The 15,068-nt window shown below is 38.5% G+C and carries 16 protein-coding genes; 8 read left to right on the plus strand and 8 right to left on the minus strand.

Annotated elements, in window-relative coordinates; all coding sequences use genetic code 11:
* Positions 1-4 precede the first annotated feature (4 nt).
* Positions 5-553: a tetratricopeptide repeat protein gene (locus F886_RS15135; protein WP_005307034.1), complete on the plus strand. Its 549-nt coding sequence runs from the start codon at positions 5-7 to the stop codon at positions 551-553.
* A gap of 22 nt (positions 554-575) precedes the next feature.
* Here F886_RS15135 and F886_RS15140 read toward each other — a convergent pair whose 3' ends face one another.
* Entirely contained in the window at positions 576-1,478 is a 903-nt protein-coding gene (locus tag F886_RS15140; protein ID WP_005307036.1) for an NUDIX domain-containing protein, read from the minus strand.
* 136 nt (positions 1,479-1,614) lie between these two features.
* Here F886_RS15140 and hemP point away from each other — a divergent pair, with 136 nt between their 5' ends.
* The gene (hemP, locus tag F886_RS15145) at positions 1,615-1,785 is read left to right on the plus strand and encodes a hemin uptake protein HemP (RefSeq protein ID WP_004643472.1); all 171 of its coding nucleotides are present in this window, start codon (positions 1,615-1,617) and stop codon (positions 1,783-1,785) included.
* Between the two features lie 73 nt (positions 1,786-1,858).
* Here the strand turns inward: hemP and F886_RS15150 are convergent, their stop codons facing one another.
* From F886_RS15150 to F886_RS15165, 4 genes are all read right to left on the minus strand, one after another.
* The gene (locus F886_RS15150) at positions 1,859-3,199 is read right to left on the minus strand and encodes an ATP-binding protein (protein WP_005307038.1); all 1,341 of its coding nucleotides are present in this window, start codon (positions 3,197-3,199) and stop codon (positions 1,859-1,861) included.
* On the minus strand, positions 3,196-3,858 hold the full coding sequence (locus F886_RS15155) for a response regulator transcription factor (RefSeq protein WP_005307039.1): 663 nt from the start codon (positions 3,856-3,858) through the stop codon (positions 3,196-3,198). The genes F886_RS15150 and F886_RS15155 overlap by 4 nt, the downstream gene beginning before the upstream one ends.
* 107 nt (positions 3,859-3,965) lie before the next feature.
* On the minus strand, positions 3,966-4,325 hold the full coding sequence (locus tag F886_RS15160; RefSeq protein ID WP_005307042.1) for a NirD/YgiW/YdeI family stress tolerance protein: 360 nt from the start codon (positions 4,323-4,325) through the stop codon (positions 3,966-3,968).
* A gap of 75 nt (positions 4,326-4,400) precedes the next feature.
* A complete protein-coding gene (locus F886_RS15165) occupies positions 4,401-6,158 on the minus strand; it encodes a type IV pilus assembly ATPase TfpB (protein ID WP_005307046.1) in 1,758 nt (585 codons plus the stop codon).
* 289 nt (positions 6,159-6,447) lie between these two features.
* Between F886_RS15165 and F886_RS15170 the strand changes: the two genes are divergently transcribed.
* Positions 6,448-7,719: an MgtC/SapB family protein gene (locus F886_RS15170; protein ID WP_005307048.1), complete on the plus strand. Its 1,272-nt coding sequence runs from the start codon at positions 6,448-6,450 to the stop codon at positions 7,717-7,719.
* 18 nt (positions 7,720-7,737) lie between these two features.
* Here the strand turns inward: F886_RS15170 and tsaA are convergent, their stop codons facing one another.
* Positions 7,738-8,460 carry a tRNA (N6-threonylcarbamoyladenosine(37)-N6)-methyltransferase TrmO gene (gene tsaA, locus F886_RS15175; RefSeq protein ID WP_081402192.1) on the minus strand — a complete coding sequence of 241 codons (723 nt, stop codon included), beginning with the start codon at positions 8,458-8,460 and terminating at the stop codon, positions 7,738-7,740.
* A 101-nt stretch (positions 8,461-8,561) separates the two neighbouring features.
* Here tsaA and F886_RS15180 point away from each other — a divergent pair, with 101 nt between their 5' ends.
* Positions 8,562-9,341: a ferredoxin--NADP reductase gene (locus tag F886_RS15180; RefSeq protein ID WP_005307052.1), complete on the plus strand. Its 780-nt coding sequence runs from the start codon at positions 8,562-8,564 to the stop codon at positions 9,339-9,341.
* A 53-nt stretch (positions 9,342-9,394) separates the two neighbouring features.
* Here the strand turns inward: F886_RS15180 and F886_RS15185 are convergent, their stop codons facing one another.
* A complete protein-coding gene (locus F886_RS15185) occupies positions 9,395-10,264 on the minus strand; it encodes a PhzF family phenazine biosynthesis protein (protein WP_005307054.1) in 870 nt (289 codons plus the stop codon).
* 230 nt (positions 10,265-10,494) lie between these two features.
* Here F886_RS15185 and F886_RS15190 point away from each other — a divergent pair, with 230 nt between their 5' ends.
* The 4 genes from F886_RS15190 (at position 10,495) to abeS (ending at position 14,215) form a co-directional block, all read left to right on the plus strand.
* The gene (locus F886_RS15190) at positions 10,495-11,961 is read left to right on the plus strand and encodes an aminotransferase-like domain-containing protein (RefSeq protein ID WP_081402193.1); all 1,467 of its coding nucleotides are present in this window, start codon (positions 10,495-10,497) and stop codon (positions 11,959-11,961) included.
* A 56-nt stretch (positions 11,962-12,017) separates the two neighbouring features.
* On the plus strand, positions 12,018-13,388 hold the full coding sequence (gene yegQ, locus F886_RS15195; RefSeq protein WP_005307059.1) for a prephenate-dependent tRNA uridine(34) hydroxylase TrhP: 1,371 nt from the start codon (positions 12,018-12,020) through the stop codon (positions 13,386-13,388).
* 2 nt (positions 13,389-13,390) lie between these two features.
* On the plus strand, positions 13,391-13,654 hold the full coding sequence (locus F886_RS15200; RefSeq protein ID WP_005307061.1) for a YfhL family 4Fe-4S dicluster ferredoxin: 264 nt from the start codon (positions 13,391-13,393) through the stop codon (positions 13,652-13,654).
* Between the two features lie 231 nt (positions 13,655-13,885).
* Positions 13,886-14,215 carry a multidrug efflux SMR transporter AbeS gene (abeS, locus tag F886_RS15205; RefSeq protein WP_005307063.1) on the plus strand — a complete coding sequence of 110 codons (330 nt, stop codon included), beginning with the start codon at positions 13,886-13,888 and terminating at the stop codon, positions 14,213-14,215.
* Between the two features lie 73 nt (positions 14,216-14,288).
* Here the strand turns inward: abeS and F886_RS15210 are convergent, their stop codons facing one another.
* Positions 14,289-15,065, minus strand: coding sequence for an ABC transporter ATP-binding protein (locus tag F886_RS15210; RefSeq protein ID WP_005307066.1), 777 nt, complete (start codon positions 15,063-15,065; stop codon positions 14,289-14,291).
* Between the last annotated feature and the right edge of the window lie 3 nt (positions 15,066-15,068).

Raw genomic sequence — 15,068 nt, forward strand, 5'->3', positions numbered from 1 at the left:
GGATATGTTGAAGAAAGGTGTTTTTTATATTGGTGCTGTTCTTATGGTCGGCTGTACAACTTTGCCTGATCATTCTGACTCCAAAGAGAAAACACCTACTCCTCCAGTCAAAAAGACGGAAACTCCATCGGGTGTAAAAATTACACCTTATGATCATCCGGAAATTCAACGCAAAAATTTACAGGTGATCGTTCCTCAACAGAAAAAGCCTCAACATTTTAGTGATGATGGCAGCCAGTTACCTGCATTTAAAGTCTTAATGCAAAAAACACAGCAGGCTTATAAAAACCAGCAATGGTCAGAAGCTGAACGCTATGCACTTCAGGCACAGCGTTTAGCACCGCAAGCAGCTGAGACCTATTTATTTCTTGCACTTACTGCAAATCATAAACAGCAATATTCTAATGCTGAGTCTTTAGCACGACGTGGTTTAAGCTTTGCTCAGAGCCAAGCAATGAAAAAACAGCTTTGGCTAACTATTTTAAAAGCTGGGCAACAGCGTAATAACCCAAAAACTGTTCAAGAAGCACAACAAGCATTAAAAGCGCTCTAGCTTTTAATGCTTTTATGTCTTATTAAAAATTACGAATACCCGCCAAGCCATAAGCACCGTGTTGCTGTGCTGTGACTAAATCATCAGGACTCATGCCTCCCAAAGCGAATACGGGAATCTGGCATTTTTCAATCAAGTCAGTTAAACGATTCCACCCTAATACGCTCGCATCTGGATGGGTCTCTGTTACTTTGACAGGACTTACAAAAACAGCATCACAGCCAATTTGCTGAGCATGCTGTAAAGAAACTGCATCGTGGCAAGCAGCAATAAAACGTACTCCCACTTCCAACTCGCCTTTATGCAAACTCATTAATTGGGATTGCTTAAGATGTACTGTTTTTATATGAGTTTTTAACTCAGGTTTTAGCTTGTGCCAAACATCAACATTCACGATTAATTTTGAAAGCTGATTGGTATCTAAAAGAGCTAATTTTTCTAGATCTGCCTGATCAAAACTATCTTTTTCACTACGCCAATACACTAAAGTATCATCATTTTCGACTGGTGCCAGTGTAGGAGTAATTTTAATAAAATGCGGCCAATACAATCTTTTTATGATGTCTTTATTTGCTTTTGGAAAGTTTAAGTGAAGTAATTGTTCACGTGTGTACCATGCCCATGGTTGATGAATAAGATTTAATAGTTCTTCAGGCACATAACTATGGAATAAATGTAAATTGACAATAATGTCATCATATTCATGATGAATATAATCAAATTGATGCCAATCTTTTAAACCAATACCCACTTCCTCATAAATTTCACGGCGACAGGCTTCTTCGGGTGTTTCACCTTGCTCAACTTTCCCGCCCGGAAACTCATGCTTTCCACCTTGATGCTGCTGCTCTTCGCGCCATCCAACTAGTATTTTTCCACGATGGATCAAGATTGCTATAGCGACATCGACGATTGGTTTGGGCATTTTTTTACTCTCTAAAACTTTTCTCAAGTGTAAGCAAATTTTATCATTTTATAAAATCTTAAAAATCTCATTGACAGATCTATTCGATAATGATTATCATTTAAATCGTTCAAGAACATACCACGGAGCACAACAAATGAACGCACCTTTTAGCTTATTTACTCGTAACAATGAAACAGCTCATGCCTTACCAATGTTACATTCTAACAACCTCTTTGCATTAGGCCGTGAAATCCGCATTATGCATGCTGGCGAGGAATATCGTTTACGCCTCACTCGCAACAATCGTCTAATTTTAACTAAATAAAAAATACACTCGCGTTTCAATAATATTCGTGGGAAAACAAAAAATGGATAGCATGGGTAACCATGCTATTTTTTTATAATGGAAGATTAACCTCTACCCTCAAACCACCCTGTTTAGCATGCATAAAACGCAATTCACCATTATGCAATTCAATAATTTTTCGTGTAATTGAAATTCCCAACCCTGAACCTTGCTGCTGAGTACCTAATACTCGAAAAAAACGCTGTCCTAAACGTTGCAATACCTCATCATCTACACCATTTCCTGTATCTTCTATAGTGACCTTAATTTGCTGTTCGTCCTGATTAATCTCGACATGAATAGAACCTAAATTCGGGCTATAACGAATGGCATTATCAAATAAATTTCTAAAAGCAATAAACAGTAATTCTTCATTTGCAAAAGTTTTAGTTTCTGTCGATAAGGTATTTGTCTCTATCAACATCTGTTTAGCATTCGCATCTAAAGTTACAGTTTCAATGACTCTAGCCAATAAATAATTTAAATCGATAACTGTTTTAGGAAGTTGTGGCTGCTCTGCTTCATTGGGTTCTAGGCGAGCCAGAAGGAGTAAGTTTTCAAGAACTTTTGTACTTCTTGAAACGTCTTCTTGTATGCGCTCAAAGTCCTGATGAAGTTCTGGAACATGTTGATATTTACGCTGTAAAACTTGAAGGCGCATTTGTATGGCAGACAACGGAGAACGTAGTTCATGGGAAGCATCTGCTGTAAAACGCTGCTCAGCCACTAATGCTCTTTGCAATCTTGCAAGTAATTGGTTTAGAGCATCAATCACAGGTTGAATTTCTGTAATGACATCTGGTTCTTGAATTGGCTCTAAATTTGATGCAGTTTTTTGAGCAATTCGTCTAGAAAGTAAATTTAGTGCAGCCAATTGATGCTCGGTACGCCAACTTACAATGACCCATTGCAGCAACCAGAACAAAACCATAAGACCGCTATAGCCTGCAAGTGCTTTGAGTACTTCTTCAATGCGTGTACTCATTGGCTGGAAGACTTCAACTTCTAGTTGAGAGTCTTCTTGTTGTGCAGCCAGACTACGCCATAATTGACCATCAAACCAAAAATATGAAAAACCTTCAGATAACTTTCCTTGTTCAAAAAGTTCATGCTGATAACTATGAGAATGAGTAAGTAATTGCCCAGAGCTTAATAACTCATACTGAATATCAAATTCATCACTGAGCTGATCAAACTGTTTCATAGAATGTTTTGACAGATCAGAAACCAGTAAAGTGTCTGAAATTTCATCCATGATTTCGTCTTGAACTGACATGTTGTGATAAACAGAAAATATGGTAAGTAAGCTTAAAGCCACCAAGCCCACCACCACACTACTCCACATGGTGGTTTTAACCAGTTGCGACTGCAAAGATGAGCGATTCGATTTCATTTTAAATCTCCCATACGGTAACCTAGCCCCCGTATGGTTTTAATGCAGCTACTTCCGATTTTTTTTCGAAGCTGATAAATAAATACTTCGATGGCGTTACTTTCAATTTCTTCACCCCATGCATAGAGTGCTTCTTCTAATTGATCACGGGTAATAATATGTTCAGGATGAACCATCAGCTTACGCAATATTTGGAATTCTTTGGCTGTTAAATCAATAGACTTGCCAGCGCTTAATACAACTTTCGCTTGTGTATCAAGTTGCAAATCACCCCACGTTAAAATCGATTGCTGACTTAAAGTTTGTTTACGCAATTGAGCGCGAATTCGGGCAGAGAGTTCTTCTAAACTAAAAGGCTTAACCAAATAATCATTTGCGCCTAAATCTAGTCCTTCTACGCGATCATGAATGCTGTCACGTGCGGTAATAAAAATAACAGGAACATTTTTTTGTTTATAACGGATCGTTGTTAGAACTTTCTCACCCGCTAATTGCGGCAGTCCCCGATCAAGTAAAATACAGTCATAGTCATGCTGTTCGATTGCCGTAAGCGCATAATCACCTCTTTCCACCCAATCGACCTGATAACCATCTAACTCTAACCATGATTGAATACTTTCAGCTTGAGAGCGATCATCTTCTGCAAGCAAAATTCTCATCTATTTTTCCTGTTATATGCTGTTTTAATCTTGCCAAGCCTTTATAAAAAAAGCAAAGCCGCATCATTTAAATGCGGCTAAAAGTAGTAGATTCAGAGATCAATGAATTAGAACTGAACTTGATCGACCTCAATTTCTACACGTTTTAAAGGTTTATAGTCGATGTCTACTTCACCAATTAGAGTGACATTTGTATTTGCTGAAATAGGACGACCCTGCCAAAGCTCATCATCTACATCCACTGTAATGCTACCTGTCTTGTCACGAAATTGATATTTTTCATCACCTAAAGATTTTACAACCTGCCCATGTAATTTGACTGGTGTATTATCTTTTGCCGTTAATGCATGCTTAACAGTTGTTAGCGTTGCTGGAGCAATTGCTGCCTGATTCACAGGTGTATTTGCCATAGCTACGCCAGTAACAGTTAGACCCGTAGTCATTAGTATCGCTTTAAGCATTTTCATAAGATCACCTTTTTAACCACATCTTCGAATAGCGTAAGTACAACAGGCATAGATGAGGTGAATCTTAAGAAAAAGTTAATTTAATGGCACAACCCGCAATACCTCTTCTAATGTTGTAAGACCATCAATGACCTTACGAGCACCCGCAATTCTTAAGGGTTCTATACCTTCTTTTTTAGTTTGCGTTCTCAAATCATTTAAGGTCATATGGCTACTAATAAGATGCTTAAGCTCAAGACTGACTGGCATAAATTCATAAATACCAACTCGCCCTTTATAGCCTGTATGACGACATTGTTCACACCCAACTGCCTGATAAACTTTTTCTGGCATGTCCATAATGTAGTCGAATGTTAAATGTTGCCATTCATCCTCATTAATATGAGTTTGCTGTTTGCAGTGTGGACAAAGTTGTCGTACTAAACGCTGTGCCAATACACCCAAAATAGTTGCTGCCGTTAAAAATGGTTGCACACCTAAATCATGCAAGCGAGTCAAACTGGACGGCGCATCATTGGTGTGTAAAGTTGATAACACCAAATGACCTGTGAGTGCCGCCTGAATGGCCATATTTGCTGTATCTTGATCGCGAATCTCCCCAATCATAATAATATCTGGGTCTTGTCGCATAAGTGCACGAACACCATCTGCAAAACCTAATTCAATTGCATTATTGACCTGCATTTGGTTAAAACTAGGCTCTAGCATTTCAATCGGATCTTCAATGGTACAGACATTAACCTGATCTGTTGCGAGCTGCTTTAAAGATGAATATAACGTTGTGGTTTTACCTGAACCTGTGGGGCCAGTGACCAAAATAATCCCATGGCTATTTTTTGTTAATTGCTGCCACTGTTGTAATAAACTCTCTTCAAAACCAAGTTGATGAAAAGAACGTACCAACACATCTGGATCAAAAATACGCATGACCAGTTTCTCACCAAACGCTGTTGGTAGGGTTGATAAACGGAGTTCTGTTTCTTGACCTTTATGTGTTCGTGTTTTTAATCGACCATCTTGCGGTTTACGTTTTTCCGCTACATTTAAACGCCCTAAAATTTTAATTCGGGAAATTACGGCAGTCAGTGTATTTGATGGCATGTTATAAATGGTGTGCAACACACCATCAATACGGAACCTGACTTTACCATTGTCTTTACGCGGTTCCATGTGAATATCACTGGCACTCTGCTCGAATGCAAATTGTAAAATCCAGTCAACCAATTTCACAATATGCTGATCATTCGCATCTGGGTTCTGACTATCGCCAAGCTGCAAAAGCGCTTCAACATTTTTAGTGTCACGTTCATGAGCTGCATCTTTTTGAGCTGAGTTCACCGCACGACTGACCTGATAATATTCACGCAAATAGCGTTGCAACTGTTCAGGGTTAAGTAATACCCGCTCAATTTTTTTAGGCGCTAGACTTCGCTCTAAATTGTTTAGCCAATCTGTTTGAAATGGTTGATCTGTTCCAATCACAATTCGGTCAGAATGAATTTCAACAGCTAAAATATGATTGCGAATAGCAAACTCTTGTGACATTACTTGCGTTAAAGCACTGACATCTGCCTTTAAAGGATCTATCACAAATAAAGGAAGTTGAACCCGATCTGCAAACCATAAACACAACCGGTTTAAACTTAAATGAGCGTGTGTGTGCTGCTGATCTTTTAAATTAAAATGTGCAATCCACTGTAATGGATGCCACTTTAGCTGGTCTTTTTGGCGGTGGCTTGACTGTACCAGTAATTTATCTCGTTCTGTAATACGGCCTTCTTGTAATAGTTGTTCTAGACACCAATACGTATCTATTTGTACATGTGCATTCATGCGTTATCCCCAATATATTTTTATAATATAACAGAGATATTTTTGATTTAGCTCACCACAAAATTACTAAACCAAAATTTTAAATATTCTTTAACTTCAAATAATTAATCCAATTCTCAACTTAATATTTTTTTGCGTCATAGTTCATATTTATAAAAAAACTGTGTATGTGGTTTTGTCTAAAAAAGACACTATGCTCACTATAATAAAAAGCATAAACTGAACGTGAATATATGATTTTTAAAACGATTAAAATCTACTTATAACAATAAACCAAAGAGGAAGTAACATGGAGCTTCCAATGACAATGTCATTACAAACAACTACATTCGAAGAATTCATTACCGTCATTGCTGCGGCGCTTGGTTGTGGCTTATTAATTGGTTTAGAACGTGAGCGAAGTAAGCTTAAACATGAATACAAAACGTTTGCTGGATTTCGTTCTTTTGCAATTAGTTCATTATTAGGCGCTATCTGTTTTTTATTCGGCACTGAAATTGGAATTGTAGGTGCCCTTCTCATTGGGGCAATTAGTATTGTATCTCTTAAAAATCAGCCTAATGACCCCGGTGTGACCACCGAACTTGCCTTTATTATGACTTACTTTATTGGGGCACTTTGCATTTGGAATATATCATTGGCCGCTGGACTCGCCGTAATCATGACCATTATTTTATTGGCAAAGCAGTCTATGCATGGCATTGCCAGTCAGTGGATTACTGAATCGGAATTACGTGATGGTATTTTTCTACTTGCCTTACTGTTAATAGCGCTGCCTTTAGTACCCAATAAACCCTTTTGGGGTCCAGTTTTAAATCCGCATGTGATTTTAAAATTACTCACTTTGATCTTATTTGTACAAGCACTTGCCCATATTGCGAAGCGGTTACTCTCATCTAAAAACGCTTTATTACTCTCTTCTTTAGCTTCGGGATTTGTTTCCAGTACAGCGACCATTGCCAGTTTAGGTTTAGAAGTACGCTCTGGCAGAGCCAATGCAACTACAAATGCAGGCGCTGCATTAATGTCGTGTGTTTCAACACTCATTCAAACTTTAATTATTGTAATTGGGATTAGCTTTGCTTGGTTTAAGCTGATTATATTTCCTACACTTATTGCATTAGCAGTTTTAGCAATCTGGGCTTTTATTTTATTACGTAAAGCAGAGCCCAGTACAACTTCGCCCGAACTCGATTCAAGAATGTTCAGCTTAAAAGAAGCCATTATTATTGCAGGCACACTCACCCTCATTCAGGCAGGTGTTTATGGCTTAAGTATCTCTTTAGGCGATGCTGGATTAATTGCAGGTACTCTGCTCGCATCTTTATTTGAAATACATGCAGCTATTGCGGCAGTCATTGTGCAAGGTGAACCTGATAGCACCCATCTGACGCCTTTATTAATTGCATTTTTAGGAGGCTTTGCAGTTCATGCGCTTGCCAAAAGTGTGAACTCTGCAATTTCGGGCGGGCTACACTATGCCCTTGCTTTCGTTCCCGCCCAACTCATTCATATGGCTATATTTATTAGTTTACTTTGGCTCAACATTCATTGGTTTTAAAGATTTCTACTGTACAAGTTAAGAAGTCTTCACCACATCAATGACCGTAACTATAAATTGATCGACTTTAAAATGAATATCAAAGTCTGAAAATTTCATTTTATAGATTCGTTCAGCATCTTCTTGATAGGCAGGCCGAGGATCTAAAGCTAAAACTTGCTCAAGCTCATCAATGTACTGTGAATTCATTTCATTATTTTGCAGAAAATATTTTTGCGCTGTTAACGCAGCTTCTGACCAAACGACTGACTTACGTTCAGGTTCTGCATGTGCATAACCACTTTCTGCATCAATAATTGCATCAGAATATTGAATATAAGGTTTGATATCTAAAATTGGAGTGCCATTTAATAAATCACTTCCTGTGATATAGACTCGAACAGACTTACCGACTTTTTCCACTTTATTAAGTTTTACAACTGAAAGCCCGATTGGAGAGGGTCGATACATGCTACGTGTAGCAAACACCCCAATTTTCTCATTACCGCCTAAACGTGGTGGACGAACCTGTGGACGGAATTTATCGGCACTCCCCTGATTTTTGTTTTCATGAAACTGCCAAACTAGCCAGAGATGACTGAACTGCTCAATTCCCTCAAATGCCAGTAAGTCATTATAAGGTTCTACCATATCAATATAAGACTCAATATTTACCAAATTAGGCTGGCGTGGAATACCAAATTTTTCACGATATGGGGAACACATGTGGCCAATTATGGGGAAGGTGACAGAATTGTTCATCACTTTTTCTTATAAACACAATTAAATATATTCAGTTTATCGGGAATGAAATTAGATTAGAATAGCTATCTGTTTTCTTTTAATCGTGATCGAGACCTTTAATGGCTGCTTTTAACGTCGAACGCATTACTCATGTTCACCACTGGAATGACACACTTTTCAGTTTTAAAACTACACGCGATACTAGCTTACGTTTTAAAAATGGTCAGTTCGTAATGATCGGACTAGAAGTGAATGGCAAACCGTTAATGCGTGCGTATTCGATTGCAAGTGCAAACTATGAAGAAGAGTTAGAATTTTTCTCAATTAAAGTACAAGATGGTCCTTTAACTTCAATTTTGCAAAAAGTACAAGTTGGCGATGAAATCTTAATTTCTAAAAAACCGACAGGTACTTTGGTTCATGATGACCTTTTACCGGGTAAAAACTTGTACCTTTTATCTTCTGGTACTGGCCTTGCACCATTCTTATCAATTATTCGTGACCCTGAAACTTACGAACGTTTTGAAAAAGTAATTGTTGTTCATGGTACACGCTATATTTCTGAATTAGCTTACCAAGATTTAATTTTGGATGAACTTCCAAAAAATGAATTCTTTGAAGAGTTAGGTATTAAAGACAAACTTGTTTACTACCCTACAGTAACTCGTGAACCTTTCCACACTCAAGGCCGTGTAACAACTGCAATTGAAACTGGTGCTTTATTTGAAAAAATCGGTTTACCACGTTTTAACCGTGAAACTGACCGCGCAATGCTTTGCGGTAGCCCTGCATTCTTAAAAGACGTTGCTGCGTTACTTGACCAACACGGTTTAGTTGAATCACCTCGTATGGGTGAAATGGGCGACTACGTGATTGAGCGTGCGTTCGTAGAAAAATAAGATTTTTCTAATAAAAAAACCGAGGCAAAGTCCTCGGTTTTTTTATATCTGTTTTATAACTTGATTGTGCCATCAATACAGGTAACAGCCGTTCCACCGACTAAAATTTTATCCTGATACAATTCAAGTTGAAGCTGTCCGTCACGACCTAAAGCCTGCCCCTGTGAAGAAAGAACGACATCATTTTGTGCTGGTAAAATACCATAGTGACGAATGAAAGATGCCACACTGCCATTACCACTACCACAAACTGGATCTTCATTTATTCCACAAGCAGGTCCAAATGAACGAACTTCTATGTGTTTTTGCTCATCATTACTTTCATAAAAACCAAAAACTGTCGCACCCGTAACTTTCATTTCTAAATCATGTTGTTTTAAGGCTGCAAAGTCTGGTTGAGTCGCTAAAACAGCTTCAGCATTCACCGCTTGTAATACTATCCAACGTGCGCCTACATCAACCAATGTGGCATTCCATTGAGTATTAATTTTACATTTTAAAATTTCTGCTAATTTCTCAGTGTGCATTGCATCAAGTGGAGTAATTTTAGGCTTAGGGAGTTCAAATGAAATATGCCCTGAGTCACTCACGGTAAGCGTTACCAAACCCGCAGCACATTGCTGTACCAGCTTACCTTTTTGAGCTGTCACGAGGCCTGCTTCAAGCAAAGCATAGGCAGTACCAATTGTAGGATGTCCTGCAAATGGCAACTCACTTTGTGGAGTAAAAATTCGAACCTGATAATCAGCTTGCGAATCGGTCGCAGGGAGCACAAATGTCGTTTCAGAAAGATTCGTCCAATTCGCAATTTCCTGCATCTGTTCAGATGTTAAGGTACTGGCGTCCATAATGACTGCGACAGGATTACCTTTAAATGCTTGTGAAGTAAAAACATCAACTTGTTTAAATGCAACAACAGACATAGACCACTCCTACTGATTTTAAAATTAAAAAATATGGCTTTTAAGTCCTTACCATTTTTTGATCTTACTGATTTATTTTTAATGGTCACAGTATCAGTTAATATGAAAAATAATAGACACAGTTTTTAAGTTTAGATTTGTGTTAAATGAACTAATCAAAAGCGATCACAATATTTGAGTTAAATAAAAGATCACGATAAAGTGTATCCATTGCTTTGGCTTTTTAATGAATTGATATGTACAAATATAAAAAAGTGAGTGATGACCTCACCCTGCAAATTCAGAATGGCAGGCAGCCTATTGGTTCACGCTTACCATCAATTCGCGACTGCGCAAATCATTATCAGGTCAGCATTAACACCGTAAAAGAAGCTTATCGTCAGCTTGAAGATCAAGGTTTAATTTCAGTTCGTCCACAGTCTGGTTACTATGTTTGTCATGCACCTTCAAACTTACTAGAGCTCGAAGAGCGTTATGTCAGTGAAGAAAAAGTATCACTTTCAGGAATTAGTTGTTTTCTCGCACAAATTGTTAAAAAGCAGATGGATCCCCACTATGTCAATTTGGCTCTGGCTTGCCCTACAGGTGAAAATTTCTACCCAATTGAACGCTTAAAACGCTTAACTGCTCAAGTTTTACGGACGCAGCCAGACATTTTTAAAAACTATACTTTACCGCCCGGCTCTATACGTTTACGTACACAAATTGCGAGGCGAAGTTTACAGCTTGGTATGTTTCTTTCAGCAGATGATATTGTGCTCACTCATGGCACCATGGAAGCTTTAAGTCTCGCGATTATGGCAACAACTCAAGCGGGTGACAGCATTGCACTTGAGATCCCTACATTTCACAATCTGTACCCACTCTTTCATAATTTAGGTCGAAAAATCATAGAAGTGCCGACTTCGCCACATACAGGTATGTGCCTAGATGCTCTTGAAGAACTCTTAAAATCTAAAAGTGTACAAGCCATATTAACTATTCCAACAGGACACAATCCTCTCGGTTTTAGCATGCCTGAAAGCAACCGCCGTCGCTTAGCAGAGCTTGCTAATCAATTTCAAGTTCCCGTCATTGAAGATGCAATGTACGCCGAATTGCAACTGACTGAACCACTCTTACCCAACATTAAGGCATTTGACCAAAATGGATGGGTTTTGGTGTGTGGTAGCTATACCAAGACTGTAGCACCTGACTATCGAATTGGTTGGTTAGAAGCTGGACGCTTCCGTAATATTGTGCAGCAGCTTAAATTTACAACCACTGTTGCCGAACCAGCTTTACTCACAGAAACGTTGGGACTTTTTTTAGAAAATGGCGGATATGATCTGCACTTAAGGCATCTTAAAAAACGCTATCAACAACAAATTGACACCATCAAATCTTATATATGTCGTTATTTTCCACTCGGTACTCGAGTCAGTCGTCCGCAAGCAGGATTTATTTTATGGTTAGAGCTCCCCGAATCCATTGATGCACTAGAACTGTTTCATCAGGCAATGGATGAAAAAATCTTATGCATGCCGGGAATTTTATGTTCGGCTGATAAACGTTTTAGTCATTGTTTACGTATAGCTGCGTGTTTCGAATTAAATCCTAAAATGCTAAATGCTTTGATGCGCTTAGGAGAACTAGCAAAAAATATGCTACCCGTACAAAGAGATATAGGCCAAATCCCTACTAATTCAGTAGGTTGAATCCAAAATATAGAGTTAATAAAATAAAACCATATATTTTTTATGCCTTTTATTTTATGAAAACTGAACTCCTCTCTCCCGCAGGTTCACTAAAAAACATGCGCTATGCATTTGCCTATGGAGCAGATGCCGTATATGCAGGCCAACCACGTTACAGTTTACGTGTGCGTAATAATGCTTTTGATCATGACAACTTAAAAATTGGAATTGATGAAGCGCATGCTTTGGGTAAAAAGTTTTATGTTGTGGTGAATATTCAGCCTCATAACAGCAAATTAAAGAACTTTATTCGTGATCTTGAGCCGATTATAGCAATGCAGCCAGATGCGCTCATTATGTCTGACCCAGGCTTAATTATGATGGTACGTGAGCATTTCCCAGATATGCAAATTCATTTATCTGTTCAAGCCAACGCCATTAACTGGGCCACTGTTAAATTTTGGAAAGATTACGGTTTAAGCCGTGTGATTTTATCTCGTGAGTTGTCATTAGAAGAAATAGAAGAAATCCAACAACACGTACCAGATATTGAACTCGAAGTTTTTGTACATGGCGCACTATGCATGGCCTACTCAGGCCGTTGCCTACTTTCAGGATATATGAACAAACGTGATGCCAACCAAGGTGCATGTACCAATGCTTGTCGTTGGGACTATAAGTTGCATGAAACTCAAGAAGATGCAAACGGCGATGTGATTCCCGTCACTCAGCTCAACACCTCAGAAAAGTCTTGCTGCTCATCAGCACAATCAGAAACAACTTCAGCTCAAACTTTGCTTGTACAACGTAATGATGAAGAAATGTTTGCTGCCGAAGAAGATGAACACGGCACCTATTTTATGAACTCTAAAGATTTACGTGCGGTACAACATGTAGATCGTTTAACAAAAATGGGCATCACCTCACTGAAAATTGAAGGCCGTACTAAATCCTATTTTTATTGTGCCCGTACTGCTCAAATTTATCGAAAAGCCATTGATGATGCATTAGCAGGTAAACCATTTGACTCAAGCTTAATGAGCCAACTTGAAGGTTTGGCAAACCGAGGTTACACCGAGGGCTTTTTAAGACGACATGTGCATAGCGAATATCAAAACTATGCTGATGGTTCATCACATTTTGACTATCAACAATTTTGTGGAGAGGTTTTAGAACGTCACGGTGATTATATTCGCATTGAAGTTAAAAACCGTTTTGTTGTTGGCGACTCACTAGAACTCATGACACCTCAAGGCAATATCACCTTTACTTTAACCGAAATGCGCGATTTAAAAGGTAACCCAATTACAGACGCTAAAGGTTCTGGGCATTTTATTGAAATTCCACTCTCACAAGATGTTGACATCAGTTATGCCCTACTCGTACGCAATTTGCCGCATGCGAAAGAAAGTATTACTGCATCTACATTGGCTTATTCAGCGAGTTAAACATGGCGCTTTTGATTACGAGTGAATGCATCAATTGTGATATGTGCTTACCCGAATGCCCCAACATCGCTATTTTTGAAGGGAGCAAAATTTATGAAATTGATCCACTTCGTTGTACTGAGTGTGTAGGCTTTTACGATGCGCCTACGTGTAAGGCGGTTTGCCCTATCGATTGCATAAAAACAGACCCTGCGCATATTGAAAATAAAGAGCAACTGCTAGAGAAATTTAAAGGGTTAAATTTACTCGGCGAATCTATTTCTTAAAAAGACTATCGAGGATCAGGCTAAAGTTACTGATCCTCTTAAATGACTATACAGATCAATGATTAAATAAGTGAATAAATAGCTGAGAACACTTTGCTAATGATAAAATCAAATGATCAGTTTGGTTTAACGGTGTCTTGGTACCAAAAAAATTGAATAATCGTTAAAGCTGATCTAACCATTTCAACATTTCATGTAGATTGATTAAAACTCATTCTGGCGCAGCTCCCCATGTCTTATCTTTATTTAGCAATTGCGATTGCTTGTGAAGTCATTGCAACTTCAGCCTTAAAAGCATCTCAAGGTTTTACTGTTCCTATTCCATCCATCGTTACAGTTGTGGGTTATGCGATCGCTTTTTATTTATTGTCTCTTACGCTAAAAACGATTCCGATCGGAATTGCATACGCCATTTGGTCGGGCGCGGGTATTATTTTAATTTCTGCAATTGGCTGGATATTTTACAAACAGCATTTAGATTTGGCGGCCTGTATTGGTCTTACTTTAATGATTGCAGGTATTGTGATTATTAATGTGTTTTCTAAAAATACTCATCTATAAAATATAATTTAAAAGTAACCGAGTAAGATGAAAATTCTTTTATAAAAATTTCACCTTACTCGGTATAAACAGCTTATTTCAAACTGCCCGTCAAAAATTGCTTTAAACGCTCACTTTTCGGATTGTTGAGTACTTCATCAGGATGGCCCTGTTCCTCAATTTTCCCTTGATGCAAGAAAATCACCTGATTAGACACATGACGTGCAAAGCCCATTTCATGTGTCACCACAATCATGGTACGGCCTTCTTCAGCCAAACTCTGCATAACCTTGAGTACTTCACCCACCAACTCTGGATCAAGTGCACTGGTTGGTTCATCAAATAGCATCACTTCCGGTTCCATCGCCAAAGCACGAGCAATTGCTACACGTTGCTGCTGACCACCAGATAAAAATGCGGGATATTTACTTTCAACGCTTTCAGGCAATCCAACTTTACGTAGATATTTCCGTGCACACTCTTCTGCTTCAGCACGTTTTACCCCAAGCACATGAATTGGCCCTTCAATGACATTTTCAAGCACTGTCATGTGAGACCATAAATTAAAGTGCTGGAACACCATCATCAGTTGAGTACGCATTTTTTGTAGTTGCTTTGGATCAACCACTTTTAAATTGCCTTTTTTATCAAAGACTGTGCGTAGTTTTTCACCATTGAGTTTAATGGTGCCATTGCTCGGTTGTTCTAAAAAGTTGATACAACGCAGCAAGGTACTTTTACCTGAACCGGATGAACCAATAATACTAATCACATCGCCAGCATTTGCATCAAGTGATATCCCTTTCAGTACTTCATGATCACCAAATGTTTTGTGTAAATCACGAATCACTAGTTTTGCAACGTGTTCCATTTA

The organism is Acinetobacter sp. NIPH 542 (assembly GCF_000369825.1).
In the GTDB taxonomy this organism is placed as follows: Bacteria; Pseudomonadota; Gammaproteobacteria; order Pseudomonadales; family Moraxellaceae; genus Acinetobacter; species Acinetobacter oleivorans.

What these genes read in the sequence shown, in the direction of transcription:
- F886_RS15135 (WP_005307034.1), top strand. Translation starts at nt 5, where the DNA reads ATGTTGAAGAAAGGTGTTTTTTATATTGGTGCTGTTCTTATGGTCGGC.
- F886_RS15140 (WP_005307036.1), bottom strand. Translation starts at nt 1,478, where the DNA reads ATGCCCAAACCAATCGTCGATGTCGCTATAGCAATCTTGATCCATCGT.
- hemP (WP_004643472.1), top strand. Translation starts at nt 1,615, where the DNA reads ATGAACGCACCTTTTAGCTTATTTACTCGTAACAATGAAACAGCTCAT.
- F886_RS15150 (WP_005307038.1), bottom strand. Translation starts at nt 3,199, where the DNA reads ATGAAATCGAATCGCTCATCTTTGCAGTCGCAACTGGTTAAAACCACC.
- F886_RS15155 (WP_005307039.1), bottom strand. Translation starts at nt 3,858, where the DNA reads ATGAGAATTTTGCTTGCAGAAGATGATCGCTCTCAAGCTGAAAGTATT.
- F886_RS15160 (WP_005307042.1), bottom strand. Translation starts at nt 4,325, where the DNA reads ATGAAAATGCTTAAAGCGATACTAATGACTACGGGTCTAACTGTTACT.
- F886_RS15165 (WP_005307046.1), bottom strand. Translation starts at nt 6,158, where the DNA reads ATGAATGCACATGTACAAATAGATACGTATTGGTGTCTAGAACAACTA.
- F886_RS15170 (WP_005307048.1), top strand. Translation starts at nt 6,448, where the DNA reads ATGGAGCTTCCAATGACAATGTCATTACAAACAACTACATTCGAAGAA.
- tsaA (WP_081402192.1), bottom strand. Translation starts at nt 8,460, where the DNA reads ATGAACAATTCTGTCACCTTCCCCATAATTGGCCACATGTGTTCCCCA.
- F886_RS15180 (WP_005307052.1), top strand. Translation starts at nt 8,562, where the DNA reads ATGGCTGCTTTTAACGTCGAACGCATTACTCATGTTCACCACTGGAAT.
- F886_RS15185 (WP_005307054.1), bottom strand. Translation starts at nt 10,264, where the DNA reads ATGTCTGTTGTTGCATTTAAACAAGTTGATGTTTTTACTTCACAAGCA.
- yegQ (WP_005307059.1), top strand. Translation starts at nt 12,018, where the DNA reads ATGAAAACTGAACTCCTCTCTCCCGCAGGTTCACTAAAAAACATGCGC.
- F886_RS15200 (WP_005307061.1), top strand. Translation starts at nt 13,391, where the DNA reads ATGGCGCTTTTGATTACGAGTGAATGCATCAATTGTGATATGTGCTTA.
- abeS (WP_005307063.1), top strand. Translation starts at nt 13,886, where the DNA reads ATGTCTTATCTTTATTTAGCAATTGCGATTGCTTGTGAAGTCATTGCA.
- F886_RS15210 (WP_005307066.1), bottom strand. Translation starts at nt 15,065, where the DNA reads ATGGAACACGTTGCAAAACTAGTGATTCGTGATTTACACAAAACATTT.